This window comes from Nocardia brasiliensis NBRC 14402, from assembly GCF_000308475.2.
In the GTDB taxonomy this organism is placed as follows: Bacteria; Actinomycetota; Actinomycetes; order Mycobacteriales; family Mycobacteriaceae; genus Nocardia; species Nocardia brasiliensis.
Genome location: NZ_BAFT02000024.1, coordinates 72,946 through 96,348 on the forward strand (window position 1 = coordinate 72,946; position 23,403 = coordinate 96,348).

Annotated in this window: 24 protein-coding genes and 2 pseudogenes; 17 read left to right on the top strand and 9 right to left on the bottom strand. The window is 67.5% G+C overall.

What is annotated here, in order from left to right; translation table 11 throughout:
• Positions 1–8: 8 nt before the first annotated feature.
• Both TY25_RS05790 and TY25_RS05795 read right to left on the bottom strand, forming a co-directional pair.
• Positions 9–1,262 (bottom strand): cytochrome P450 family protein, encoded by a 1,254-nt coding sequence (locus TY25_RS05790; RefSeq protein WP_052382827.1) that lies wholly within the window; start codon positions 1,260–1,262, stop codon positions 9–11.
• A 258-nt stretch (positions 1,263–1,520) separates the two neighbouring features.
• On the bottom strand, positions 1,521–2,189 hold the full coding sequence (locus TY25_RS05795; RefSeq protein WP_236639092.1) for a GNAT family N-acetyltransferase: 669 nt from the start codon (positions 2,187–2,189) through the stop codon (positions 1,521–1,523).
• A 126-nt stretch (positions 2,190–2,315) separates the two neighbouring features.
• On the opposite strand from TY25_RS05795, the gene TY25_RS05800 reads away from it, so the two are divergent.
• The 7 genes and pseudogenes from TY25_RS05800 (at position 2,316) to TY25_RS43895 (ending at position 8,380) form a co-directional block, all read left to right on the top strand.
• Positions 2,316–3,017: a class I SAM-dependent methyltransferase gene (locus tag TY25_RS05800; protein ID WP_146153957.1), complete on the top strand. Its 702-nt coding sequence runs from the start codon at positions 2,316–2,318 to the stop codon at positions 3,015–3,017.
• 250 nt (positions 3,018–3,267) lie between these two features.
• Positions 3,268–3,681: an STAS domain-containing protein gene (locus TY25_RS05805; protein ID WP_081868692.1), complete on the top strand. Its 414-nt coding sequence runs from the start codon at positions 3,268–3,270 to the stop codon at positions 3,679–3,681.
• Between the two features lie 35 nt (positions 3,682–3,716).
• On the top strand, positions 3,717–4,172 hold the full coding sequence (locus TY25_RS05810) for an ATP-binding protein (protein ID WP_052382830.1): 456 nt from the start codon (positions 3,717–3,719) through the stop codon (positions 4,170–4,172).
• Positions 4,173–4,217: 45 nt separating this feature from the next.
• The gene (locus TY25_RS05815) at positions 4,218–5,879 is read left to right on the top strand and encodes a PP2C family protein-serine/threonine phosphatase (protein ID WP_370466243.1); all 1,662 of its coding nucleotides are present in this window, start codon (positions 4,218–4,220) and stop codon (positions 5,877–5,879) included.
• Positions 5,876–6,958, top strand: a complete 1,083-nt coding sequence (locus TY25_RS05820; protein ID WP_042254667.1) for a cobalamin B12-binding domain-containing protein — start codon at positions 5,876–5,878, stop codon at positions 6,956–6,958. The genes TY25_RS05815 and TY25_RS05820 overlap by 4 nt, the downstream gene beginning before the upstream one ends.
• A 116-nt stretch (positions 6,959–7,074) precedes the next feature.
• Positions 7,075–7,404, top strand: a complete 330-nt coding sequence (locus tag TY25_RS05825) for a hypothetical protein (RefSeq protein ID WP_226887312.1) — start codon at positions 7,075–7,077, stop codon at positions 7,402–7,404.
• A 77-nt stretch (positions 7,405–7,481) separates the two neighbouring features.
• Positions 7,482–8,380, top strand: a pseudogene (locus TY25_RS43895) (LLM class flavin-dependent oxidoreductase).
• A gap of 86 nt (positions 8,381–8,466) precedes the next feature.
• Here TY25_RS43895 and TY25_RS05835 read toward each other — a convergent pair.
• Positions 8,467–8,895: pseudogene (locus TY25_RS05835) on the bottom strand (TetR/AcrR family transcriptional regulator C-terminal domain-containing protein); the annotation flags it as partial.
• A 292-nt stretch (positions 8,896–9,187) separates the two neighbouring features.
• Between TY25_RS05835 and TY25_RS05840 the strand changes: the two are divergent.
• Complete coding sequence (locus tag TY25_RS05840; protein ID WP_042254738.1) at positions 9,188–9,886, top strand: TetR/AcrR family transcriptional regulator; 699 nt, start codon at positions 9,188–9,190, stop codon at positions 9,884–9,886.
• Positions 9,887–9,928: 42 nt separating this feature from the next.
• A complete protein-coding gene (locus TY25_RS05845) occupies positions 9,929–10,381 on the top strand; it encodes an STAS domain-containing protein (protein WP_146153959.1) in 453 nt (150 codons plus the stop codon).
• On the opposite strand, the gene TY25_RS41470 is transcribed toward TY25_RS05845, so the two are convergent.
• Positions 10,378–10,830 carry an ATP-binding protein gene (locus TY25_RS41470; RefSeq protein WP_162184185.1) on the bottom strand — a complete coding sequence of 151 codons (453 nt, stop codon included), beginning with the start codon at positions 10,828–10,830 and terminating at the stop codon, positions 10,378–10,380. The genes TY25_RS05845 and TY25_RS41470 overlap by 4 nt on opposite strands.
• Positions 10,831–11,170: 340 nt before the next feature.
• Positions 11,171–11,950: a hypothetical protein gene (locus tag TY25_RS05855; RefSeq protein ID WP_042254674.1), complete on the bottom strand. Its 780-nt coding sequence runs from the start codon at positions 11,948–11,950 to the stop codon at positions 11,171–11,173.
• Positions 11,951–12,137: 187 nt separating this feature from the next.
• Between TY25_RS05855 and TY25_RS05860 the strand changes: the two genes are divergently transcribed.
• Positions 12,138–12,941, top strand: coding sequence for an LLM class flavin-dependent oxidoreductase (locus tag TY25_RS05860; protein WP_042254676.1), 804 nt, complete (start codon positions 12,138–12,140; stop codon positions 12,939–12,941).
• Here TY25_RS05860 and TY25_RS05865 read toward each other — a convergent pair.
• From TY25_RS05865 to TY25_RS05875, 3 genes are read right to left on the bottom strand one after another with little or no spacing between them, the layout of a single operon-like run.
• Positions 12,928–13,815: a fumarylacetoacetate hydrolase family protein gene (locus TY25_RS05865; RefSeq protein ID WP_042254678.1), complete on the bottom strand. Its 888-nt coding sequence runs from the start codon at positions 13,813–13,815 to the stop codon at positions 12,928–12,930. The genes TY25_RS05860 and TY25_RS05865 overlap by 14 nt on opposite strands.
• On the bottom strand, positions 13,812–14,768 hold the full coding sequence (locus TY25_RS05870) for an MBL fold metallo-hydrolase (RefSeq protein WP_042254679.1): 957 nt from the start codon (positions 14,766–14,768) through the stop codon (positions 13,812–13,814). Before TY25_RS05870 ends, TY25_RS05865 begins: the two co-directional genes overlap by 4 nt.
• Positions 14,765–14,995, bottom strand: a complete 231-nt coding sequence (locus tag TY25_RS05875) for a hypothetical protein (RefSeq protein ID WP_042254681.1) — start codon at positions 14,993–14,995, stop codon at positions 14,765–14,767. The genes TY25_RS05870 and TY25_RS05875 overlap by 4 nt, the downstream gene beginning before the upstream one ends.
• 122 nt (positions 14,996–15,117) lie before the next feature.
• Here TY25_RS05875 and TY25_RS05880 point away from each other — a divergent pair, with 122 nt between their 5' ends.
• Positions 15,118–15,816, top strand: coding sequence for a GntR family transcriptional regulator (locus tag TY25_RS05880; protein ID WP_042254682.1), 699 nt, complete (start codon positions 15,118–15,120; stop codon positions 15,814–15,816).
• Between the two features lie 63 nt (positions 15,817–15,879).
• On the opposite strand, the gene TY25_RS05885 is transcribed toward TY25_RS05880, so the two are convergent.
• Complete coding sequence (locus tag TY25_RS05885; protein WP_052382833.1) at positions 15,880–16,611, bottom strand: hypothetical protein; 732 nt, start codon at positions 16,609–16,611, stop codon at positions 15,880–15,882.
• A 458-nt stretch (positions 16,612–17,069) separates the two neighbouring features.
• On the opposite strand from TY25_RS05885, the gene TY25_RS05890 reads away from it, so the two are divergent.
• The 6 genes from TY25_RS05890 to TY25_RS05915 all read left to right on the top strand — a co-directional run bounded on the left by TY25_RS05890 (position 17,070) and on the right by TY25_RS05915 (position 23,400).
• Positions 17,070–18,035, top strand: a complete 966-nt coding sequence (locus TY25_RS05890; RefSeq protein ID WP_146153960.1) for a tetratricopeptide repeat protein — start codon at positions 17,070–17,072, stop codon at positions 18,033–18,035.
• Positions 18,036–18,175: 140 nt separating this feature from the next.
• Positions 18,176–18,451 (top strand): acyl carrier protein, encoded by a 276-nt coding sequence (locus TY25_RS43480; RefSeq protein ID WP_226887313.1) that lies wholly within the window; start codon positions 18,176–18,178, stop codon positions 18,449–18,451.
• Positions 18,451–19,545 carry an acyl-CoA dehydrogenase family protein gene (locus TY25_RS05900; protein WP_042254685.1) on the top strand — a complete coding sequence of 365 codons (1,095 nt, stop codon included), beginning with the start codon at positions 18,451–18,453 and terminating at the stop codon, positions 19,543–19,545. The genes TY25_RS43480 and TY25_RS05900 overlap by 1 nt, the downstream gene beginning before the upstream one ends.
• A complete protein-coding gene (locus TY25_RS05905) occupies positions 19,542–20,525 on the top strand; it encodes a beta-ketoacyl-[acyl-carrier-protein] synthase family protein (RefSeq protein WP_042254687.1) in 984 nt (327 codons plus the stop codon). The genes TY25_RS05900 and TY25_RS05905 overlap by 4 nt, the downstream gene beginning before the upstream one ends.
• Complete coding sequence (locus TY25_RS05910) at positions 20,525–21,547, top strand: HAD-IIIC family phosphatase (RefSeq protein ID WP_042254740.1); 1,023 nt, start codon at positions 20,525–20,527, stop codon at positions 21,545–21,547. The genes TY25_RS05905 and TY25_RS05910 overlap by 1 nt, the downstream gene beginning before the upstream one ends.
• Positions 21,544–23,400: a non-ribosomal peptide synthetase gene (locus TY25_RS05915; protein ID WP_042254690.1), complete on the top strand. Its 1,857-nt coding sequence runs from the start codon at positions 21,544–21,546 to the stop codon at positions 23,398–23,400. Before TY25_RS05910 ends, TY25_RS05915 begins: the two co-directional genes overlap by 4 nt.
• Positions 23,401–23,403 lie beyond the last annotated feature (3 nt).

Sequence of the window (23,403 nt, forward strand, 5' to 3'; positions counted from 1 at the left end):
CTTGCCGATCATGGGCGCAGACGTACAGGTAAGGCGGTCAGCCCCCGGATGGCGAAGCTTGTGCGCCAAGTGGGTTCGTCGGCGGGCGAAAGTGCCAGGTCGGGGTGGCGCGCCAGCAGCCGCTCCAGTCCGATACGGCCCTGCATGCGGGCGAGGGGCGCGCCGACGCAGAAATGGATTCCATACCCGAACGCGAGGTGCTCGGCGTTGCTGGGACGATCGATGTCGAACCGGTGTGGATCGGCGAACCGACGAGGGTCGCGCCCCGCTGCCGCCACCGATACGACGATCAGCTCGCCAGCGGCTATCTCGATGCCGCCCAGCGTGATTGGCGTCGTTGTGTATCGGAACGTGGTTTCGCTGGTCGGCGACCTGAATCTGAGAACCTCCTCGATGAACGCCGGAATGCGTGTGGCGTCACCGCACAGCTGCCGACGAGAGTCGTTGTCGGACAACAGGGTGACCACCGCGTTGCCGATGAGGTTCGCAGTGGTCTCGAAGCCTGCGACCAGCAGGACGAGCACCATGCTGCGCAGTTCACGTGGCGTGAGACGTTCACCGTCCGCACCCGCAGCGATGAGTTCGGAGAGCAGGTCAGGACCTGGTTCGGTGGTGCGGCTGACGATGAGGTGATCTATATAGGCGACGAACTCTGTTGTGGCCGTTACCCGATCCCGAGCTGCGTGCTCGCTGGACACGATGACCGTCGACCAGCTCTGGAACCTCGCTCGGTCCGTGTCGGGCACTCCGAGTAGCTCACAGATCACCGACATCGACAGCGGTACCGCGTAGCGGTCCAGTAGATCCACGACTTCGCCGGCGGTGGCCAGTTCTGTGAGCAGAGCGTCGGCGAGCTCGGTGACGCGCGCAGCGAGGCCGCGCACCGCGCGAGTCGAGAACGCTTTGGTGAGTAAGGAGCGCAGGCGTGTGTGCTCAGGTGGATCGTAGAAGACCAGCATGTGCTCGAAGGGACCGGCCTGGAGCTGGTGACCGGCATTGTTCGCTTCGAGCGCTGCCCGAGCGCCCGCCGAGCCCAGTCGCTTGCTGATCCCCGGATGACCGAATGCCGCTTTCGCCTCGGCATACCCGGTGATCAGCCATCCGGTACTGCCGTCGGGAAACGCCACCCGGTTGACCGGTCCCCGAGCGCGCAACGCGCCGTAGGCACCCTGCGGGTCGCGGTAGAAGTCGGGGGACAACACGAACGGGCTGGCCGGTTCGGCCACCAATCCATCTACCGCCGTGCCGGTTTCGATCTCCATCTACCGAAGCTATCAGCGTCGGGTCGACAACTGATTCGTAATGGAAACGTATTGTCAGTCGATGTTGCGAGGACTGGGCCTCGTTGTCGGCATCCGCAATGGCCATCCGCAATGGCAAAAAACATCGCATCAGCGACGGAGGCACCGATAGACGTGGTTGCAGAGAGTAACAGTCTCTGCAGCAACGGATTTCGTGCCAAGCGTCCGCGAATGGCTGAATTGTCAGCGGAGCGGCTCAGCGGCCTGAAGGGCCGGGCGCTAGGCCTTGCCGACTGGATAAGTCATGGCCCACATCATCGGTCTGTCACCAACGGGCAGGCAGAAGGTATCGGTGACCTCGAATCCGAATCGCTCGTAGAAGCTGACGTTCTTCTCTCGGGTGCAGACGAGGTAGGCGGCGGTGCCGGGTGATTGCGTGCGGCGCTCATCGAGGAGTCGGGCGGCGTAGCCTCGCCCGCGGTGGGTCGCTGGAGTCGCGAGGTTGGCCAGGTACCAGTGCGGTGGTGTGGCGGGATGGTGCGTGTCCAGAGTGGTGCGGATTTCGATCGCAGCTCTGGTCCGCAGGCCCAGCGCCGGCAGGAGTTCGGGTATCGCGCGCAGGGTGCGTGAGAATGGTTGATCCCACTGTCCGGGCGGGTCCCACACCGCGACACCACCGAGATGGCCGTCCGGGTCTTCGGCAACCTGCACGCCGCCGCCGGGCACATGGAAGTGGCGCAGGGAGGCAGCAAAGTAGCGGGGGAGCGCACGCTGTCGTTTCGGTAGATCCGGCCAAATCGCGGACATGACCGGATCTTCGGCGAAAGCTTCCGCGAGTACGCGCGCGCAGGCGCCGATGTCGACCGGTGCGGCGGTTCGGGTCGTGATCGACACGTCGGGACCTCCTGAATTGCCGTTTGATCGGGTGCGTAATCCGAAGCAGGTCAACGTTATACGCTCGGTTGTGCGTTGTCTTCGAAGGAGAACTGACTCAACGCAAGCGTGGGGCGGCAGAACCCTTGGCCGTGATTTGCCCGGCGTAGGTGCAGAGCGCAGGGTTGTGGAGGTGGTTCGGTGCACGTCGAACCTGCGGTGATCAACTATGCGATGCTTGGGTTCGTGCACCTTCGGCTTCCATTCATGGGCCCGTTCGCTCGTCAGCTCGGTTTCCCGACCGGTTGGTGGGGCCGCCAGATCACCAACGGGCTCAACATTTTCAACCGGGCGGTCATCGACGGCTCGATCGCAGCGTTGGCAGCACGCCCCGGTGAGCACATCGCTGACATCGGGTTCGGTGGCGGCCACGGGCTGCGGATATTGCTCGACCAGGTCCATGAGAAAGGCTGCGTGTTCGGTATCGATCCGTCGTCCACGGTGATCGCCACGGCACAGAAGCGGTTCGAGGAAGTCCTCGAGCAGAAGCGATTGCAGTTGATCCAGGCGCCGATGCGTGAAATGCCTTTCGAGGACGGTGTTCTCGACGGCATTGCGACGGTCAACACCATCTACTACATCCCGGACGACGAACTCGCAACGTCGCTGTGTGAGCTCGGGCGAGTGTTGCGACCAGGTGGCCGTCTGGTGGTCGGAGCCGCAGACCCGTCCTACATCGAGGCCGCGCCGTGGCGCGACGGCCTGATCAACCGGCCGGCCGTACAGGTCGTCGACTTCATACAGCGGGCGGGATTCACCGTGCACGAGGATCGTCGGATCGGCGAGTCCGAGCGCGCATTCCATGTTTATGTCGCCAGCACGCCGACCGCTACTGGTTGCTGAGTAGTACCGGTCGCGCGCGGCATCGACCGTTCAGCCGACAAGAAACATCGCTGGGGGCCGCCGATCAGGGACCGGGAGGGCTGGGCTGGCGTCGCGTGACTAGACTCGGATGTTGCGTCGTGGTTGAAAACACAGCCGCGCATGCGCCCTGACGGCGGACTCGGGTGGACCCACCCCTGTCGCGTCCGGTGCATCGCATTGTCTTGTGCCCACGGTCGCGGAGGGGATCTGCGCCGGTCGGGTATGAGTCGTGCGGGCGGCGGGGCGCGGTGCTCGGTACTGTCAGAAAGGCCGTCTAGTGCGTCATGAAGACCAACTGCCCGGTTTCGCGGTCGACGTTGTTGCCAAGGGCGCGGCGATCGTCGTGGTCGTCGCCGGGGAAGTCGACATTTATACGGCGCCGCGGATGGCGGAGGCGCTGGAGCAGGCTGTCACCCACGCAGCGCGACCGCTGGTCGTCGACCTGTCCGCAGTGAAATTTTTCGACTCTTCGGGATTGAACGTGCTGCTGCGTGGCATGCAAGCGACAGCGGAGTTGCGTGTGGTGGCCTCGCCGGTCGTGCGACGGCTGGTCGAAGTCACCGGGTTGACGACAGTGCTGCGGATATTCGACCGCGTCGACGACGCGATCACCGCCACCGGTGACACCAGCGATCATCGGTGAGCGGACGAGACACGAACGAACGGACGAGGTCAGCGTTGGACGGTTTGCACCAGGGAGTTCCGTCACTCCAGCTCGAGTTCAGCGCGGTGGCCGAGGAGCTGGGCCGGGTGCGCGAGGCGTTGCGGTCGTGGCTGGCGCAGACCGGTATCGAGCAGCGCTTCGCCTACGATTTGCTGCTGGCCGTGAACGAGGCGTGCTCCAACTCGATCGAGCACGGCCACGGCGGTGACGGTGGGCCGATCACGCTTCGGGCCGGCGTGGACACGGTGATTCGGGTGGTCGTGTCGGATACCGGGCACTGGCTGGACCGCCCGCCGGACCGGACGACGGACCGCGGGCGCGGTCTCGCGATGATGCGCGCGCTGGTGCCCGATACCCGCGTCACTTCCGACGAGTCGGGTACCACGGTCGAATTCGTCGCACCGCGCGGTGCCGCGACCGTGCCGCGTGATACCGATCAGGAAGGTTTCGATCGAGCCGGCCTGCGGTAAGCCAGCCGGACCGGTGCGGCCGCGTCGTCATTCTTTGGAGGAGATTTGCTGGAGGAGTCGGTCGACGTGGCGCATCCGGTCGGGGATCCGTTGCCCGCGCTCGAGTACCGCGCTCGATTGTCGACGGTGCCGTATCCGGCGCTGATCGCCGACCCCGCGGGGATCGTCGTGGCGACCAGTCCCGGAGTGCGCGATCTGCCGGTTGCCCTCGCCACGGGTGCGCGGCTCGAGGACACCGCGCTGCACTGGTTGTCGGAGACGCACAGTGCTCTGGCCGCGGGGACGGCCACGTCGAGCGCGGTGGTGCCGGGACAGCTGGGCGACCAGCCGGTCGAAGCGCACGCCACGCCCCTGGCCGATCGGTCGGTGGTCTGGTGGCTGGTCGAAGACGACGCCCGATCGTTGCGCCGAGCACACGCGGCGCTGCACGAAGAACGGGAGCGGACCGCGTTCCTCGCCGAGACATCGGACATGCTGCTGGCGTCGTTGAACGTCGAACGCTGTATGGAAGCGACGGTGCGGATGGCGGCCCGCCATATCGCGGATGCCGCCGTGCTGGTGGCCCCGGCCGTCGGCGCCCGGCTGCCGATCACCTACTGCTGTTCCGGCGATCGGGTGAGCCACCACACCATCGAGGAAGATCCGGCCACCGTGGCGGGGCTCAGCGAGGCGCTGCGCGGATTCCCGCCCGTGCCGTCCCGCTGGATCGACTCCACCACGTTGCCGAACTGGCTTGTGCCCGAGGGTTTTCCGGGCCCGGTCGGTTCGGTCGTGATCACCCCGCTGCCCGGCCACGGGGTGCCCGCGGGCGCGCTGGTGCTGTTGCGTCGCACCGGCGAGCAGGCGTTCAGCGAACGGGACGAGGTGTTCGCGCAGCTGTTCGCCGCGCGGGCGGGCGGCGCGTTGTCCGCGGCCCGGCTCTATGCCGAGCAGGCGAGCATCACCGGTGCGTTGATGCGCGAGCTGCTCCCGCCGCGACTACATCGGATGGACGGCATCGAACTGGCCGGCGGCTATCGGGCCGCGGAAAACCACGAGATCATCGGCGGGGACTTCTACGACGTGCATCCGGCGGTGACACCCGATGGGGAATCGCTCGTCGTGCTGGGCGATGTATGCGGCAAAGGCCTGGAAGCCGCCATTCTCACCGGGAAGATCCGTAACACCTTGCACGCGTTGGTCTCCATGGCCGAGGATCACGAGCGCGTGCTGAATCTGCTCAACAGCGCGCTGTTGTCTGCCGGGCCGACCCGTTTCGCGACGTTGGTGCTGGCGTCGCTGCGGCGCGACGACGCCGGGGTGCGCCTGCGGTTGACCTGTGGCGGTCACCTGCCACCGCTGATCGTGCGATGCGACGGCACGGTGGAAAAGGTTGCGACACAAGGACAATTGGTCGGCGTGCTGCCTCGCGTCAGTGCGACCACGGTGACCACGGTGCTGGCGCCGGAAGAGACCTGCCTGCTCTATACCGACGGAGTCACCGAGGCGCGCGGCGGCCCGTTGGGCGCGGACATGTTCGGCGAGGAACGGCTTGCGGCAGCCCTGTCCGACTGTGCGGGGATGCCTGCCGATGCCGTCGTCGAGCACATTCGCATGCGCGTGGCCCACTGGGTGGGCCAACGTCAGCACGACGACATCGCGGTAGTCGCGATCACCGCGCCACGCCGCGTCCGCGCCGCCGGCGGCGACCGTGTGAGCGCCGCGTGACCCTGGACCCCGTGCCGGTCACCGAACTGCGAGATCGCCTGTGGGACGCCGTTTCCGGACGAGACGAGTACGCGGCCGCGGATCTCGTGCTGGCGGCCGTAGACGCGGGCCTGAGTCCGGAGCAGGTGCTGCTGGAGGTGATCGCGCCGGTGCAGTTGCGCGTCGGGACGGAATGGGCGGCGAACCGGATCACCGTCGCGCAGGAGCACGCCGCCACCGCGATCAACGATCGCGTCATCGCGGCACTCGCCCATCATCCGGCCAGCAGGCCGACGACGGCAGCGGGTCGTGTCACGATCGCCTGCGTCGACGGGGAATGGCACGCGTTGCCCGCCCGGCTCGTCGCCGAGGTGCTGCGGCTGCGCGGCTGGCAGGTGGATTTCCTCGGCGCGCAGGTGCCCACGCACCACCTGGTCGCCCACCTGCATCAGCACAATCCGGTGGCGGTGGCGCTGTCCTCGTCGCTGCCGACTCGGCTGCCCGCCGCGCACGCCGCCATCACGGCGTGTCAGGCCACCGGCGTGCCGGTGCTGGTGGGCGGGGCGGCATTCGGGCCGGATGGGCGCTACGCCCGGTTGCTCGGCGCGGACGCGTGGGCGCCGGACGCACCGGCCGCGGCCGATTGCCTCGATCGCGGGCTGCGACGTACCGGCGGCGGCACCGCCGTGCTGGCGCACCTGGCTGACCAGGAGTACACGATGGTCGCCCGCAGTGCACCGCAATTGGTCGGGGCCACGGTGGCCGAACTGGAGAACCGCTTTCCGCCCATGCGGTCCTACTCCGGTCCGCAACGGGACCGCACCGTCGAAGACATCGCGCACATCGTCGACTTCCTGGCCGCCGGGCTGTACGCCGACGACAGTGACCTGTTCCGAAACTTCATCGTGTGGACCGCCGAAATCCTCACCGCCCGTGGTGTTCCTACGGTGTCCCTGCAGGTAACCCTCGAGGTCTTGACCGGTGCGTTGCAGGACTTCCCCCGTGCACGCCGCCTGCTCGCCGAGGCCGCTGCGGCGCTCCGCGCCGAAACGACGAGCACCGACGATATGACCACAGCCGCGCCGTCCGCCGGGGTGTGACCCTCGCGGATGTCTGCGTGTGGCAATAGCCACTATGTTGCTAACATTGCGAGGCGGGTAGACGATGATCACGTTGTGATCGCCGATCACGGTTGATGAACCGAGGAGGATTTTCGATGAAACGTGCCGCAATGCTGCTCGCCGCCGTGGCGGGCATCTCCGTTCCCGTGGTGTCGATGGCCGGGGGAGCGGCCCTGACGCCGACCGCGGCTGCCTATCCGGTCGGCCCCTGGGGCGTGGACGGGTGCAACGGCAAGGCGCCGGACCAATGCCCGTTCAGTCCGTCGGAAGACGGCCTGACCTGGGCCTGGCACGGCGATGCCTGGAATTACGACAAGACCGGCGCGTTCGTCTGCATGTCGTCACAATTCTGGTGCAACCCGGTGATGTCCGTCGTGCGTGCGTTGCCGCCGACCCCGATCGGCTCCTGGATCCACCCGTCCTGACCGACTCGGCGGCCGGGCGGCTCGCTGCTCGGCCGCGGCGTTCGACCTCGGTGGCTGATCGACAGAAAGCGGCGGCAATGCAGTTCGGTGTCTCAATCCCCAATTTCGGCGCGGCGGTCTCGGGTGAACGACTGGCCGAATGGGGTTCGGGTTGTGAACGTCTCGGCTTCGATCTCGCGATGGTCACCGACCATCTGGCGCAACCCGCCGATGTGCGGCGGGCGTATCCGGAGGACTTCTACGAAAGCTTCGCCACACTGGCCTATCTCGCCGCGCTCACTCGAACGATCAAGGTGGGCACACCGCTCGGGCCATCGCCACGATCGACCAACTCAGTGGCGGCAGAGTCGTTTTCGGTATCGGCGTCGGCGGCGCCGAGTTCGAGCACCGCGCGCTCGGTGTCGACTTTCGCCGTCGCGGTGCCATCGCGGACGAATACCTGAGCGTCATCACCCAACTCTGGCGCGGCGAAAGCACCGGCTTCGCAGGCGAATTCGTCACTTTCGACGACGTCTTGGCGACGCCGTCGCCCGCCCAGCGCGGCGGGCCGCCCATTTGGGTGGGCGGCAGCGCCGCACCTGCCCTCCGTCGAGCCGTGGACCACGACGGCGTATGGCATCCCACCTTTCCCACCCTGGCGAGCTTGGACAGCGGCATGCGCACCGCGAATACGCTTGCCGCCGAGCGTGGTACGCGTCCACCCGGCATCGCGCCCCGGATCCGGCTCGCGATCCAGGCCGAGCCCGCACCCGAACCGGACCGTCCGCTGGGCGTGGGCTCGGTCGATCAGATCGCCGCCGATCTGCGCGATCTGGCCGACCGGGCGATCACCGGTGTCGTCTTCGACCCGGTGCGCCACCCGTTCATGCCGAACGCGCCCGAGTCGCGCACGGTCGCCGAGGACAACCGCGCCTGGGACGCGATCGAACAGCTCGCTGCCGAGATCATCGACACCCGCGCGCACAGCCTCCGCTGATCCCTCCGCACACGCTCCACCGCAACGGTTCTCGTTCTGACGAAACGGCTATGGCAGGTCATCCACGGCATCGAGTGACGGTCGCGTCAGCGGGCGGCGCGCATCCGTTCGATCCGGTCCAGCACGGCTTCGAGCGCGTCGTCGAACTCGGCGGCGCTGTGGTCCTGAGAAAGCTTGGGCTGCAAGCGGAACAGGTTCGGGAAGCCGGTCAGTCCGTCGTCGCGTGACCGGTGCAGTTCCGTCGCGGCCGGACCTTGCGCGGCGACCTGTAGCAGCAGCTGCCCGAGTAGGAAGGTCGTGTACGAGCGGTAGGCGTTGACCGCGGCGTCATCGTCGAAGCCGTACGCCAGCAACGTGTTCAGGAACGTCTCCATCCACCGCAGGCTGCCCAGCGGGGGCCGCACCCACGGTGCCTGCGCCGGAGCCGTCGCCGCGAGCGGGAACAGTTCCGGATGGTCCAACGCGACCTGACGCACCCCGTGCGCCAGCCGCACCAGAAAGTCCTGCCAGTTGTCCGACGATGAGGCGTCGATCAGGCACCTGTCGATCACATCGCCGGTCTCGGTGGCACGCCCGTCGACGGAGCCATGACCGCACATTCGACACAATGTAGCTGGCGACGTTTACCTTGTAAACTGTGCAGGTCAGCGGCGGGATGGACACGGCGGCGGGTGTCGTTGCCGTTGCGCACTTGGGTAGTGGGTCGAGGGTGAAATAGTCTGGCCGTTGGTCTTGCTTCAACGCGTGCAGTGAGGGGAAGTCCCGGTGGACGAACATCACGACGATCGCGTAGAGGATTTGGCGACGGTGCCGGACTCTCGCGACTCGGAGTCGAGCGAGCGCGATGAATCGCGGGCACCGTTGAGTCGCCGCCTGATCCTCGAGCTGGCCATCGAGCTCGTCGATCAGGAGGGGCTGCACAAGTTGACCATGCGCCGGCTCGGTTCGGCGTGCGGTGTGGAAGCGATGGCGCTGTATCGATACGTGCACAGTCGTGAGGACTTGCTCAGCGGGATGGTCGACCTGCTCATCGACGACCTGCATGCCGACCAGCTCGCCGCCCGCAGGCAGGAAGACGGCTGGCAGGATTTCCTGGTGCGCCTCGCCCACGGGGTACGGCAGATCGCGTCGGATCATCCGGAACTGTTCCCGCTGGCCGCCACTCGTCCGCCCGAGGCGCCGTGGGTGCGTCCGCCGCTGCGGAGCCTGCGCTGGATGGAGACGTTTCTCGATACCCTGTTGTCCTACGGTTTCGATGACGACGCGGCTGTCGGCGCCTACCGCTCGTACACGACCTTCCTGCTCGGGCAGTTGCTGCTGGAGGTCGCCGCGCGAGCGCCGATGCCCGGCCCCGAGCCGGAGCGCGCGCCGGCCGGTTCGCTGGCAGAATTCCCGCATTTGTTCCGGTTGCAGCCCAAACTTTCCCAGGACCACAGCGCCGCGGAGTTCGAGGAGGCCCTCGAAGCGCTGCTGGACCGGCTCGAACACACGCTCACCACGGACTGACGCGGACCCGGTGCGGGCGAGGATACAATGTAAACTCACCCCGTGACCGACTACGAGCCAGGGATACCGACGCCGGAGCGAACTGCACGTCCCGCTGGGACCTGGCTGACGACCGCCCGCGAAATGCTCGACGGCGTGGCCGTCGTGCGGGTCGGCGGCGAGATCGACGTGCTGACCGCGCCGAAGTTGGCCACCGCCATCGACGACGCGCAAACCACTGATACGCCGCACGGTCTCATCGTGGACCTGTCCGAAGTGACCTTCATGGCCTCATCGGGCCTGACCGTGCTGGCGGCCGGCGCGCAACCGAACCCGCGTGGCACGCGACTGGTCGTGGTAGCAAGTCATCCCGCGACGTTGCGGCCGATGCAGCTGACCGGCTTGACCGACCTGTTGAGCGTCTACCCGACGATCGCCGAGGCACGTGCGGCGCTGCGTCCCACGCATACCGAGCCAGCCGAAGACCGACATAGCCAAGCCGAACAGTCCGGCTAACGGCGAACCCGCACGTCCATCTCGACGACCGTGCCCGAGTCCCCTGGGCACACCCGCACCGAATCCATCAGCGCGCGCATCATGGCGACGCCGTGACCGCGAAACGATGCCGGATCGTCCACCGGGGGTCGCCAGCGCCCGGTGTCGCGGACGGTGACCCGTAGGACGTTCGCCGCGATCAGCGCCCGAAGCCGGATGGTCGCGCCATCGCCGCGATGCCCGTGTTCGACGGCGTTGGTGCACGCTTCACCCACCGCGAGCACGACATCCATCTGCTGGTCTGCGGTCATCGCCGACCTGCTCAGCCAGTCCCGCAGTGCGTTCCTTACCACGGGTAGTTGCGCCGCGTCGGCACGGAAGTCGAGGTCGAGCGGATCGGCCGGAGCGCTTGCGCTGCCGCTCGAGAACTGCGGATCCTGGGGGCGTGGGGAGTGGCGGGCTCGAGTCATCGTGGCTGTACGACCTCCGTCCTTTTTCGCGATAGCACTCGCAATACCCGCTTCGTGTGCACGCAACCCGCTGCGCTGTCGCGTTTTCCGGCACACCGAGAATTCGGATCGGGGTGCATGGCCGTGCACCGAGTGGGTATGGCGGTGGCTATGACGACCAACAGGACACCTCATGCTCCGGCAGTGCGGTACCTGCCGGTGGTGGCAGCCACGTTCATCCACTGGGTGGGTTATTCGGCCATTGCGGCTTCGGGTTTGAGCGTGGCGGTGGTTCTACCCTTGGGTCTGCTGCGCTGACGGTGCCGTGCGCCGTGGCGAGGTCCGCTGCGGCGCAACCGGTTCAGGTGTGGCAATCTACGCAGGTGATCAGGGTGTCGTCGGGGAGCCGGGCGAATTGCCCGGTGACGAATGCTGTCCACTCCGCTGCTCGTTCATCGCTGATGTCGGCGCGCAGGCCGCGGTCGCCGCGTTCGTGCCATCGGCCGTCGATGACGAGATAGCCTGGGTGCCAGGAATTTCGGACTCGATACTGCTCGCGGGTGAACCCGCCGACGTACCGTTCCAGCAGCGGATCATGTTGTCCTTTCCGGACACCGGCCTGCCACTCGTCCCACTGCTCGTCCGCGTGGGCCTGTGCTGCGCGCCGCATCGCGTCGACATCGATGTCGCGCTTCAGCGCCTGCGCGGCGTGCAGTTGTTTGCCGGGGTGCGCCGGCTCCCAGCATTCGGGTCGGTGCGGATCGGGTTCCCCTGTGTAGCACCAAGTGTCGGGGCGGACGGCCGTGCTGCCCGCGCGGATGATCAGGTGATGCGACCAGCGGCCGCCGACGGTCCAATAGTCCCACCGTGCCTGCCAGTTCTCGGTGTCCCAGTAGTACCATCCGCGCTCGTCGTGGCCGACACCCTCGGCTGCCATCGCATCACCTGCGCCCCAACGCAATACCGCCGGTATGTCGTCGGGGTCGACGCCGTCGACCGGGTGTTCGCGCAGCACCCGTCGGTCGACCTCGAGGTCGGCTTCGGCCACGTAGCGGCGATACGGGGTGAGCCGCGTGCGCTCGCCGTAGAGCGCCAGTTGCCGTTCGACGTCCCCGCCGACGACCATCACCAAGAAATGCATCGGCCACCATCGCAGGTTGCTGTCGCTCGGACCACTGGCGGCGAGTCGCTTTCCACGGCCGGTCTCATACCACCGAACCTAGTCCGGTCGACGTGGCCCGGTACCGCCGGCGGCACCGATGAATCCCGGACGGCCGGATCGTCGTTACGTCTGTACCGAAGACGTGCTCAACAGAAGGAAGTCAGGCATGACGAAGCCGTTTCGATTCGGGGTTGTGGCACCGCTCATGAGCGAGGTGCCGACGTGGCGAGATCGGGTGCGCCGCATCGCCGACAGCGGCTATTCGACGCTGCTGGTACCCGACTTCCCCTTGACCCAACCCGCGCCCGCCGCCATGCTCGCGACCGCCGCGGCCCTGACTGATCTGCGGGTGGGCCCCTGGGTGTACGCCTCGCCCTTCCGGCCACCGTGGCTGACCGCCTGGGAAGCGCACTCGCTGTCGGTGCTGACCGAAGGTCGTTTCGAGATGGGCATCGGCACCGGCAGGCCGGGAATCGAGGACGAGCTCCGCGACAAAGGACTGCCCGTTGTACCGCCGACCGAGCGACTGGATCAGATCCGGGATACCGTGCGGGCGCTGCGCGACCTCGACGGCCCCGGCCTGCACACCCCGGTCGGGATGGCCGTCCTCGGTCCGAAAGCCCGGGCGCTGGCCGCCGAGATCGCCGACACGGTCACCTTCGCCCTGGGCCCGCAGTCGCGCGCCGAAGTCGAGCGGCTCGCCCTCGATGTGCGTTCCCGCGGGGACGTAGAACTCGCGCTCGCCGTGCCGGTCATCGGCGACGCCGTGGCACCGCACATGGCGCCACCGACCACCGACCCCGCCGCCCTGCGCGCCGCCGACGCCTTGACCGTGCTCCCGGACGACCCGGCCGCCGCCATCGAAGAAATCCAGCGCCGTCGCGAGGAAAACGGCTTCTCCTACTTCATTTTCGGCGCCGACTTCGCCGAACGCTTCGCCCCGGTCGTCGCCGAGCTCAGCGGACGGTAGACCCGGCCCCGAAACGTGCACGCCCAGCCGCCGATTCTGCTGGGCGGTATACGTCCGGCCCGACGATGGGGGTGCTGAGCACGCCGATCGATTCGATCTCCACTTCGACGCTGTCACCGGGTCGCAGGTACTGCGGTGGGGTCATGGCCATCCCGATGCCGGCCATCGTCCCGGTCGCGATCACGTCGCCGGGGAGCAGGGTCACGGTGTCGCTGATGTAGGCGATCAAGCGCGGAATGCTGTGCAGCAGTTCGGATGTGTTCGCGTGCTGTCGGAGTGCACCGTTCACCCGGGTGCTGATGTCGAGCCGGTGCGGGTCGCCGATTTCGTCGGCGGTGACCAGGACCGGGCCGATCGGCCCGCTGCGGTCGGCATTCTTGCCCAGCGTCCATTGGATGGTGTCGGTTTGCTTCCTGCGGGCGGTGAGATCGTTGAAGGCGGTGTACCCGAGAACCGACGCCAGCGCGTTGTCTTCGGTTGCGCACCAGGTGCTTCGGCCGATCACGACCGCCAGTTCGCCCTCCCAGTCGAGGCCCTCCTCGTTCGGCGGGACCGGAACAGGGTCGCCGTCGACCACCAGGGTGCTCGGCCAGCGACCGAAGATCAGCGGCAGTGCCGGCTCGCCGACGCCCGCCCGCGCGGCTTCCTCGGCGTGGCAGCGGTAATTGATGCCGGCGCAGAAGATCCGGGCTGTCTTCGGCACAGGCGGCACCGAGCGCAATTCGGAGAGGAGAAGGTCGGGTTCGGTGGTGGTGCTCGCGGCAGCCTCGGGATCGGCGTAGTAGTCGTCGATCGGGCCGAGGTCGCGCACTGCCGCGCCGCGGATTTCGCCGATCCGCGGTCCGGTGGGCGATTCGAAGGCGATGAGTTTCATGGGCGGCTTCCTTCGTGAGATAGCTCGTCGGGCTGTAACTCTCGGCCGTGTACCGGGATCAACCGGTAGGTGTCGCCGTCGCGGACGACGTGGCCACCGGTAGGTGTGCCGAAATGTGTTCCGAGCACGAGGGTCGGCGAGTCGGCGAACCGCTCGAGGAAGTTCCGCCTGCTGCTGGCGGCGGCCGTGCTGTCGGTGTCCATCTCCACCGACCAGTCCGGCCGCGCGACCTGGAACTGGCAGTGCATCAAATCACCGGTGACGACGGCACTTTCGCCGCCGTCCTCGATGAGGACCGACACGTGACCGGGCGTATGCCCCGCCGTGCTGAGCAGCGAGATACCGGGAACGACGGTCTGACCGGGTTCTACCCAGGTGATCAGTCCCGCGTCCGCTATCGGGGCGAGGGAGTCCGCGAAGACGGCGGCACCGTCGACCATGCTGTGGCCGAACTCGGAATACGCCGTATGCGCGTGCGGGTCCTGCGCGAAGCTCGCCCAGTGCTCGTATTCCGCACGCACGAAGAAGTATCGGGCGTTCGGAAAGGTCGGCTGCCAATCGTCGTTCTCGCGGATCGTGTTCCAGCCGACATGGTCGATGTGCAAGTGGGTCGTGAGGACCCCGTCGACTTCCTCGCGCCGCCACACCCGTTCGAATCTCGCCAGGAAATCCGTGTCGAGATCATCGAAGGCGGGCGCGATGCGCTGCTTGCCGTTACCGATTCCGGTGTCGACCACGATCTTGTGTGTGGGCGTTTGCACCAGCAGCGAGTGGACCATGCCGTTCATCCGGTCGCCGTCGAAGTAGGTCGGGCGTAACCAGTCGATTCGTGCTATCTCTGCCCGCGTTGCGGCCGGAAACACCTCGAGCAGGAATTCGACAGGCGTCCAGCCTTGTAGCTCTTCGATTTTCGTGATCGAGATATCGCCGATCTGCCACTGTTCGGTCGTCATGCGGCGACCGTCTCGGCGGTGGCGGTCGAAACCGCGCGACCGAGAATATGTCCCGCGATGGTGAAGCCGGGGTAGGCGGGGGTCGGGTGCGGGGAGACATCCTTGCCGCCGGGCACGACGGCGGAGAACTGCTCGGGCGACCACGCGTCGCCGTCGGTGACGGTGGTGCTGGTGACGGTGAAAGCCGCGGCCTCGGGGAGGCGGGCGAAGGGGTTGTTGCTGTTCATGGCGTCTTCCAGGGAGAGCGTCTACGGGCGGGAACACAATCCGCACCCGGGGCTGAAGCGTCAGCCATGATCGACAATAGCACTAATAATCGATTATCTGTCCAATAGTCTATGCTCGTGGCATGACGCAGACGGACGAATCCGCGGCCGCACCGGGGAAGTTGATGCTCTCCGAGCAGGTCTACGCACATCTGCGGGACGCGATCATGCGTGGCGAGTACGCGCCCGGGGCGGCACTCAAGCCGCAGGATCTGGCCAGGGAGCAGGGGGTGAGTCTGGCTGTCGTGCGTGAGGCTCTGGTGCGGGTGGTCGGTGACGGGCTCGCCGACCGGCTGCACAATCGCGGCTTCGCAGTTCCCGCCGCGTCCGACCGGCGCTGGCAGGAGATAGCCGAGGCGCGGCGCACGATCGAGCCGGTCGTGCTCCGAATGTCCATCGCGCGTGGCGATCTCGACTGGGAGGCGCAGGTCCGCGCCGCCCATCACCGCCTGGCCCGCACGCCGCCGTACACGCCGGAAGATCCCGAGCACTACAGCGCGGAATGGGCCGAAGCCCATCGCATCTTCCATCGGGCGCTGCTGGAGGGCTGTGCCAATGCGGTTCTGCTGGAGACCTTCGATCGGATGTGGACCGCGAGCGAGTTGACCCGGCGCTGGTCGGCGCAGCGCAACCCGGACCGGGACGGTGTGGAAGAACACCGCCGCCTGGAGGAGGCGGCGCTGGCCCGCGATGGTGATGCCGCGGCCGAGATCCTGATCCGGCACCTCACGCTGACCGCGACCGGTTTGAACAACCCGGTGGCAAGTAACGCCTTGGGGTAGCGGTGTTTTGGGTCTGCAAAGACGAAATCCCCTGCAGTGCAGGGGATTTCTGTGGTCCTTTCGCTACCGTTCCTGTCCCAGTCCCAGGTTGGGGAGCAGCGTGAAGACGCCGGGGGAACCCGGCTCGACCGGCTGCGGCGTCGGTGACGACTTACCGGAACCGATCACGGTCGTGGTGAAGATCGGTGCCGGGTCCGGATAACACGACACCGGCACGTTCACCGCGAAAGGTCCCGCCTGCGCGTTGACCACCATGGTCAAACCCGGGTCGGCGTAACTGGTTCCGGCCAGCGTGGTGGTGATCGAACCGGAGTTGCCTGCCGTGACATTCACGGTGAGCGCGGGCAAGGTGAACGTCGAACCGCCGGGCAGCCGGTCGGTCACCTTGATCGCCGCCTTGCCGCCGCTGGTGTCGATCGTCGCCTTGACGGTGCCGCCGGTCAGCGACGAGGACACGTAGGTGGAGTTGGTCGGGAAGGGGGCGACCAGTTTCAGGTCACGGACGTAATTGATTTTGTATCCGCCCTGATCGGCCGGAATCTGTCCCTGGCCCGCGACGAGGTTGATGGCGACCGCCGAACCGGGCGACGCGGTAGCCGGAGCCGTGCCGGTGACCTGCATGGGCATGGTCGATTCCTGCGGCGCGCCGATCGGCGGCTTGGCCTGGCACTTGAAATTGACCGTCACCGGGTCGGCCGCAGCAGGCCCGGCCAACAGTGCCGCGGGTGCCAGCGCCAGCGATACCAGCGCCGAAATAGTGGATACGCGAACAAAATTCGCCGAATATCTGTTCATCGCCGTTCCTCACGAATCTTTCCGGGTGCACGGCCGAGCGAGACGCGCCGGCCGCGAGGTAACAGATCGTCATCCGAAATGTGGATGCTTCTGATTGATACAACGATTATGTGCAGCATGCACAGCCCAGAAGAAGCTGTCGGACTGGGGATTTGAGTGGGGAATTGCCGGGGGCGCAAACGGGCACTGCCCCGCCCGAATCGGAATATGAAGTGGCAGTTGATCTTCCAGCCGGCAAGTTCGACGCTCGCTTGGGGATCGGACCCGGCCGGGCTTCAACTCCGAAGCATGCGAGTGGCGATGTGATAGTCGCCGGGCGCGAACTCCTCGTTTGCTCCGCATCATTCGGCTTGAACGGCGCTGAGCGAAGAACTAGCGTGTGGTCGCGGCCGGCGCGGGTGCGCCGCAGGACTAGGTAGCGGGGCGGGATGTTGGTTCTTCGGCAATTGGCGTTTCTGGTGGCGATGCTGGCGGGTGTGGTGGCGGTACCGGTGGCGGTGATCTCGATCGGTATGGGCGTCTACCTGTTGTCGCAGGATCCGAACGCGACGCCGATGTGCGACGAACGGCCCATGACCCCGAATTCGGTCTGTTACACGTACCGCAACGGCGAGCAGGCCGGCGGCACCAGCTATGACCAGGCTGTACGGGCGCAACGCGACAGCCACGAGAGTGGGAAGGGCGCGTTGGGGGTGGGTGCGCTCGCTGTGCTCGTCGGCCTCGTCGCGTTGGCGGTATACCGCAATGGCCCGCCGGACCCGGCTCCCTCCCCGTCCGCCTCAGGGTTCGCCCCTGCGAAACCCGCTGTGCCGCAGCCGCAGAACGTGGCGGACCGGCTCCGTCGGGCCGCCGAGGGTGGCAACTCCGCCGCGATGAACGATCTCGCTCGACTGCTTCGAGGGCGGGTCGACCGGCGGAGCCCGCCGATGCGCTGGTTGCGCAGCATCCGTAACCAGAACGAGCTGGACGAAGCCGAGCTCTGGCTGCGCCGTGCCGCGGTCGCGGGGCACCCCGAGGCCATGGGCAGTCTCGCCGCTGTGCTGCAACGGGGTGATCAACTCGACGAAGCCGAAATCTGGTTTCGCCGGGCAATCCAGGCCGGTGAGACGAGCAGGATGCGCAGCCTGGCCGAGTTGCTGGACAAGCGCGGGAAGAGTGCCGAAGCTCAGGAATGGTACCGCAAGGCCGCGCAGACTCCTGAAAAGCCAAGGCCGACAATGGCCAACGTGCCTGTTCGAATGGTCGGCAAGCCTCCGTCGAGTTCAGCGGGCGACTACGCGGTGCTCCTGAAGATGGTGATGGGCAGCCGCGCGACCGCCGAACGCCTGATCGCTTTCGAACGACAGAAGTCCGGCCTGGTCGACAGGGCCTCCCTGATAGCCAGGGCGATCGACCGCCTGCGCGAGGACCGCCGCCGAGGCTGAGTGACGGGCTGCGGCACCCCCCTTTTCTTCCTTTGCCAATGGAAACCAGGGCTTGTTCGTGACCTCGGACGATGGTGTCGTGGACGCGGTCAGGTCCTGTGCGGCGCACCGTCTGGTTCGCGTCGAGAGAGCGAGTGTCGGTGGAACACGGTGAGCGGGTGGCGCAGCGCCGAGCGGAGTTGACGGGGGAGTTGCTGGCGTACTTCGGGTCGATGGCGGCCCGGGAGTTGGGCGCGGACGAGGACATCTTCGCGCTCGGACTGGTCAACTCGCTGCGATCGCTGGAGATCGTGGTCCACGTCGAACAGTCCTACGGGATCACCGTCGATGTCGAGGATCTCGAGCTCGACAACTTTCGCACGGCCGCACGTGCCGCGGCGTTCGTCGAACGCAAACTGTCCGGGAGCGGTCTCTAGTGATCGACGTCGCGCATCTGGTCGCGGCGGCCGAGACGGATGCGGCCCGCTGGGATCGGGACGGCCTGCCCGACGAGATGATCGCGCTCGCGGCCGGCAGCGGTGTGCTCGGTGCGGACCGGCCGGTGCGCTTCGGCGGCGGCGGTCTCGACGCGCACGAACTCGGCCTGCTCGCTGCCACTCTCGGCCGCGCCTGCACTAGTTTGCGTTCGTTGCTCACGGTGCACGGTATGGTCAGCGCCGCGGTTGATCGGTGGGGGACGGTCGAGCAACACGATCTCTGGCTGCCCAGGCTCGCCGCAGGTACGACGGTGGCCGCGTTGGCCGCGACCGAAGCCGGTGCAGGCACCGATTTGTCCAACGTCGCAACAACTTTCGAAGAAGACGGCAGCGACAGGCTGGTGTCCGGTAGGAAGCTGTGGGTGACCTTCGGCCAGGTCGCCGACGTCTTCCTGGTGCTCGGCACCGCGGCGGGCAGCTTGTGCGCGGCCCTCGTCGACCGAGACCGCCCGGGCGTCTCGATCCAACCGGTCGAGGGCGGGCTCGGCCTGCGTGGCGCGCGGCAGGCGCACATTCGGTTCGACAGCGTGCGCATCCCCGTGGCCCAACTGCTCGCGCCGCCGGGATTCGGTCTCTCCCATGTCCTCGGCACCGCCCTGGACCATGGACGATTCACGGTCGGGTGGGGCTGTGTCGGATTGGCGCGGGCGTGCCTGGATGACGCTGCCGCCCATGCCAATACGCGCACCCAGGGTGACACCGCGCTCGCCGAACACCAGCTGATCCGCGCGACGCTGGGGCGGTGCTCGGCGGAAGTCGAAGGCGCACAGGCGATGTGCGCCCGGGCGGCCGCGGCACGCGCTGCCGGTTCGGCCGACGCGCTCGTCGCCACCATCGCCGCCAAGTATGTGGCCGCCGGTGCCGCGGCGTCGGTGAGCGAACGCGCCGTGCAGGTGCTCGGTGCGGCCGGGTGCGCCCCGGACAGTCGCGCCGGACGGTTCTATCGCGACGCCAAAGTCATGCAGATCATCGAGGGAGCACAGGAGGTCGCCGAAGTGGCGATGGGTGAGCACGTCTTGCGGGGCGCGCGATGAGGAACGGACCCGTACTACTCGGGCCGGTAGCGACCTGGTTCCCCGCCGCGACGGCGGCGGTGTCCGGGCTGGCTGAGCTGGATGCGCTGCCGCCCGCGCGCCGGGTCCACGCCCTGGCCTTGGGCATCGATACGGTGCGGACGGCAGACGGAAGCACGGAGGTCGATCTCGCCGCCGAAGCGGCGCAGGCGGTGCTGGCCGAGGCCGGTCGCAGCGCCGACGAGATCGATGCGCTGTTGCTCGTCACGGGTCGTGCGCCGGAGTATCTGCTGGCGTCGGAGGCGACCCGGTTGCAACACCGCCTCGGCGCGCGACGCGCATTCACCACGGGCGTCGGCGATCTCGGCTGCGTCTCGGTGTCGGCCGCGTTGTCCATGGCCGCGGCACTGGTGCGCGCGGACCCGCACTGTCGCTCCGTGCTGGTCGTCACCGCAGCCAAAACTCCTACACCCCAGCGCTATCGGCCCCCGATGACACTACTCGGGGACGGCGCGGCCGCCGTCCTGGTCACCGCCGCGGGCCCCGGGCGCTGGGAGTTCATCGATCAGATCGTCCGCAGCGACGGCAAATACGCGGACCTCTTCCGAATCGACTACCGCGATATCTCGTCCGACGCCTGGACCGAGGAGTGTACGGACGAACCCACCTATTCGTTCCGGCTCGCGGTGGAGAGCAAGAAGCGGCTCGAGGCGATCATCACGGAACTGTTGGACCGCAACGGTATTCCCGCCGACGCGGTGGGGCCGATCATCATGCAGAACCTGTCGGCGGGCGCCTTCGCCTTCTGGGAGGAGGCGCTGGACCGCCAAGTCGACAAGGCATGCCGCAGCAACCTCGCGGCCTACGGCCACCTCGGTTCGATGGACATGCTGGTCAATCTGGAAGCCGCGGCCGTGACCCGGGCGATCGGCGAGTACGCGTTGCTGGTGAACAGCAGTCCGGTCGCGGCGTGGAGCGCCGGCCTGGTGCGGAGGGTGTGATGGATTCGACGGTGAAATGCCTGGTCTGGGATCTCGACGACACGGTGTGGCCGGGCGTGGTGCTCGAGTCCGACGGCGGGGCACCCAAACCTGAAGCGCTGCAGGCTATCCGGACGCTGGACGAACGCGGGATCCTGCATGCCGTCGCGAGTCGCGGCGAAGCCGACGTCACCACCGCGCATCTGCGCCTGCACGGGATCGAGGAGATGTTCACCGCGGTCGAGATCGGCTGGGGCCCGAAGTCGGCCGCGATCCGCCGGATCGCCGAGACGCTGAACATCGGCCGGGACGCGATTGCGTTCGTCGACAACGACCCGGTCGAGCTGGCCGAAGTGGCGGCTGCCTATCCCGAAGTGCGTTGCTATCCGGCAGACCGTATCGGCGACCTACCCGGCCTGCCCGAGTTCATGCCGGGCACAACGACTTCCGAAGCACGGGAGCGCCGTTCGTACTACCGCGCAGAGCGGGCCAGGGAAGAGTCCCGGTCCGAGTTCGAGGGGTCGGATGCGGCGTTTCTCACCTCCTTGGACTTGGTGATGACGGTGCGGGAGGCCACGGAGGACGACCTGGTCCGGGCCAATGAGCTGACTGTGCGCACTCATCAACTCAATACGACGGGCACCACGTTCGATATCGATGAGCTGCGCGCACTGTGTGCCTCGCCTCGGCACGAGGTACTGGTCGCCACCCTGACCGACCGGTTCGGCGGCTACGGCACGATCGGGCTCGCGGTCACCGAGCATCGCGGCGACGACGCGGTGCTGCTCCTGCTGCTGATGTCGTGCCGGGTGATGTCGCGCGGCGTCGGGACGGCGCTGATCGGCGAGCTGGTCCGGCGGGCCCGGGCGGCGGGGCGGCGGCCGGCGGCGGAGTTCGTGGCGACGCCGCGCAACCGGATCATGCTGGTGTCACTGCGTTTCGCCGGCTTCGAGGTGGTCGAGCACGGCGACCGCATGCTGTTGGCCCATCACTTGCCGTCGGACACCATCAGCGGCACCAGCCACGTCGAGGTGCGGCGATGAGCACGACCGTGGACAGCCGCGCGACCGACCTGCTGAGCGGAATCCTGTCCCAGGTCGAACGGGTGCCCGATCGCACCGCGCTCGTGGTGGGGACGCGCTCGCTCACCTATCGTGAACTCGATACCGCCACAGCGTCTCTCGCGCGCAGGTTGGTGGCCGCCGGCGTACGGCCGGGCCAGACCGTCATCGTGTACCAGCGGCAGAACCTGGACACCGTCGTCGGCATGATCGCCGCGCTGCGTGCCGCGGCCGCGTGGTGTGTGATCGAGCCGGATCGCGGCGAGCAGTCGTTGCAGGCGGTGCTCGCGGCGACGGACTGCGCCGCGGTGCTCATCGACGGACAAGACCCGCTCACCCCCGCGGAAGTCGCCGCCACGCTCACGGCTGCGCCGCAGGCCGGGCTCACGGTGCTCGACATCGCCGCGGCCGCACCGACACCCGCGCTGGAGCTGCCCGCTCAGCCGCCCATGCGGGCCCCCGCCTACGTGATCACCACCTCCGGTTCCACCGGTCTGCCGAAGGTCGTCGTCGTCTCGCGCGCGAATCTCGCCACCCTGATCGGATCGCGCGACTATCCGCACACCGAGGGCGAGCTCGTCACTTTTTCGGCGATGCGGCTGATCTGGGATGGGTCGCTGATGGGTTTGGCCTGGGCACTCGCCGTGGGCGGTACGAGCGTGCTGCCCGACGCCAGAATGCTGCCGGACGTCGAGGCGGTCGCCGAACTGGCGGTGCGGCAGCATGTTTCGCACCTGGTCTCGACACCCTCGTTCTACCGGTTGCTGCTGCCTCGCCTGGCGGAGCGGATCGCGACGCTGCGGATCGTGACGCTCGGCGGGGAGGCAGTGCCGGTCCGGCTCGCGGAGGAGCACTACGCGACCCTGCCCGGCACTCGGCTGCACAACGAGTACGGCCCCACCGAGGCCACGGTTACCTGTATCTGCCACGTGGTTTCGGACGGCAAGCGCCATATCGTGCCGATCGGCACGCCCACCGCGGGCACGGCGGCCTACCTCGTGGACGGCACGCTGCGACCGGTCCGTTCCGGTGCCCGTGGCGACCTGTATCTCGGCGGCGGACAGGTCACCGACGGTTACGCGGCCCGGCCGGGCCTGACCGCGACCCGTTTCGTCGCCGATCCGTTCGCCGCCGAACCCGGTGCCCGCATGTACCTCACCGGTGATCTCGCGCGGGTGGATGCGAACGGCGACATCGAGTTCCACGGCCGGGCCGACAGCCAGGTGAAGGTGCGCGGCGTCCGGATCGAGCGGGCCGCGGTCGAGACCGTGCTGGAGAATCACCCCGCCGTGCGCGAGGCCGTGGTGCTGGCCGAGAGCGACGCCGACGACGCGGTGTTCCTCGCCGCGTTCTGGGTGCCGGCCGACAGCGCCGCGATCCCGCCGAGCACCGGCGCGTTGACCGCCTACTGCGCCCAGCATCTGGCGCCCGAGTCGGTCCCGGAGCGGTTCGTCGCGATCGAGGTGCTGCCGATCGCGCCGGGCAGCAGCAAGCTCGACGAAGCCGCCCTGCGTGCGCTGCTGGTTGCACCGGCGCGGCGACCGGCGCCGTCGCGTGAGACCTGGACCGAGCTCGAGCGGGCAGTGGGCGCGATCTGGTCCGAGGTGCTGGTGCACGACGAATTCGACCGCGACGAACGGTTTCTGGATGTGGGCGGCAACTCACACCGCGTGGTGGCGCTGCACGTGCGGCTGGAAGCCCGCTGGCCCGGCGCCATTTCGGTGGGGATGCTGTTCGATCTCGACACCGTGGCCGCGCAGGCGGGTGTGCTGGCAGCAGATCCGGCTCTGCCCACCGGCCCCGTGGACAGTGCGCCGATGACATTCGAGGTGTAGAGG

What these genes read in the sequence shown, in the direction of transcription:
- TY25_RS05790 (WP_052382827.1), bottom strand. Translation starts at nt 1,262, where the DNA reads ATGGAGATCGAAACCGGCACGGCGGTAGATGGATTGGTGGCCGAACCG.
- TY25_RS05825 (WP_226887312.1), top strand. Translation starts at nt 7,075, where the DNA reads ATGAAACGTGCCGCAATGCTGCTCGCCGCCGTGGCGGGCATCTCCGTT.
- TY25_RS41470 (WP_162184185.1), bottom strand. Translation starts at nt 10,830, where the DNA reads ATGACTCGAGCCCGCCACTCCCCACGCCCCCAGGATCCGCAGTTCTCG.
- TY25_RS05855 (WP_042254674.1), bottom strand. Translation starts at nt 11,950, where the DNA reads ATGCATTTCTTGGTGATGGTCGTCGGCGGGGACGTCGAACGGCAACTG.
- TY25_RS05860 (WP_042254676.1), top strand. Translation starts at nt 12,138, where the DNA reads ATGACGAAGCCGTTTCGATTCGGGGTTGTGGCACCGCTCATGAGCGAG.
- TY25_RS05865 (WP_042254678.1), bottom strand. Translation starts at nt 13,815, where the DNA reads ATGAAACTCATCGCCTTCGAATCGCCCACCGGACCGCGGATCGGCGAA.
- TY25_RS05870 (WP_042254679.1), bottom strand. Translation starts at nt 14,768, where the DNA reads ATGACGACCGAACAGTGGCAGATCGGCGATATCTCGATCACGAAAATC.
- TY25_RS05875 (WP_042254681.1), bottom strand. Translation starts at nt 14,995, where the DNA reads ATGAACAGCAACAACCCCTTCGCCCGCCTCCCCGAGGCCGCGGCTTTC.
- TY25_RS05880 (WP_042254682.1), top strand. Translation starts at nt 15,118, where the DNA reads ATGACGCAGACGGACGAATCCGCGGCCGCACCGGGGAAGTTGATGCTC.
- TY25_RS05885 (WP_052382833.1), bottom strand. Translation starts at nt 16,611, where the DNA reads ATGAACAGATATTCGGCGAATTTTGTTCGCGTATCCACTATTTCGGCG.
- TY25_RS05905 (WP_042254687.1), top strand. Translation starts at nt 19,542, where the DNA reads ATGAGGAACGGACCCGTACTACTCGGGCCGGTAGCGACCTGGTTCCCC.
- TY25_RS05910 (WP_042254740.1), top strand. Translation starts at nt 20,525, where the DNA reads ATGGATTCGACGGTGAAATGCCTGGTCTGGGATCTCGACGACACGGTG.
- TY25_RS05915 (WP_042254690.1), top strand. Translation starts at nt 21,544, where the DNA reads ATGAGCACGACCGTGGACAGCCGCGCGACCGACCTGCTGAGCGGAATC.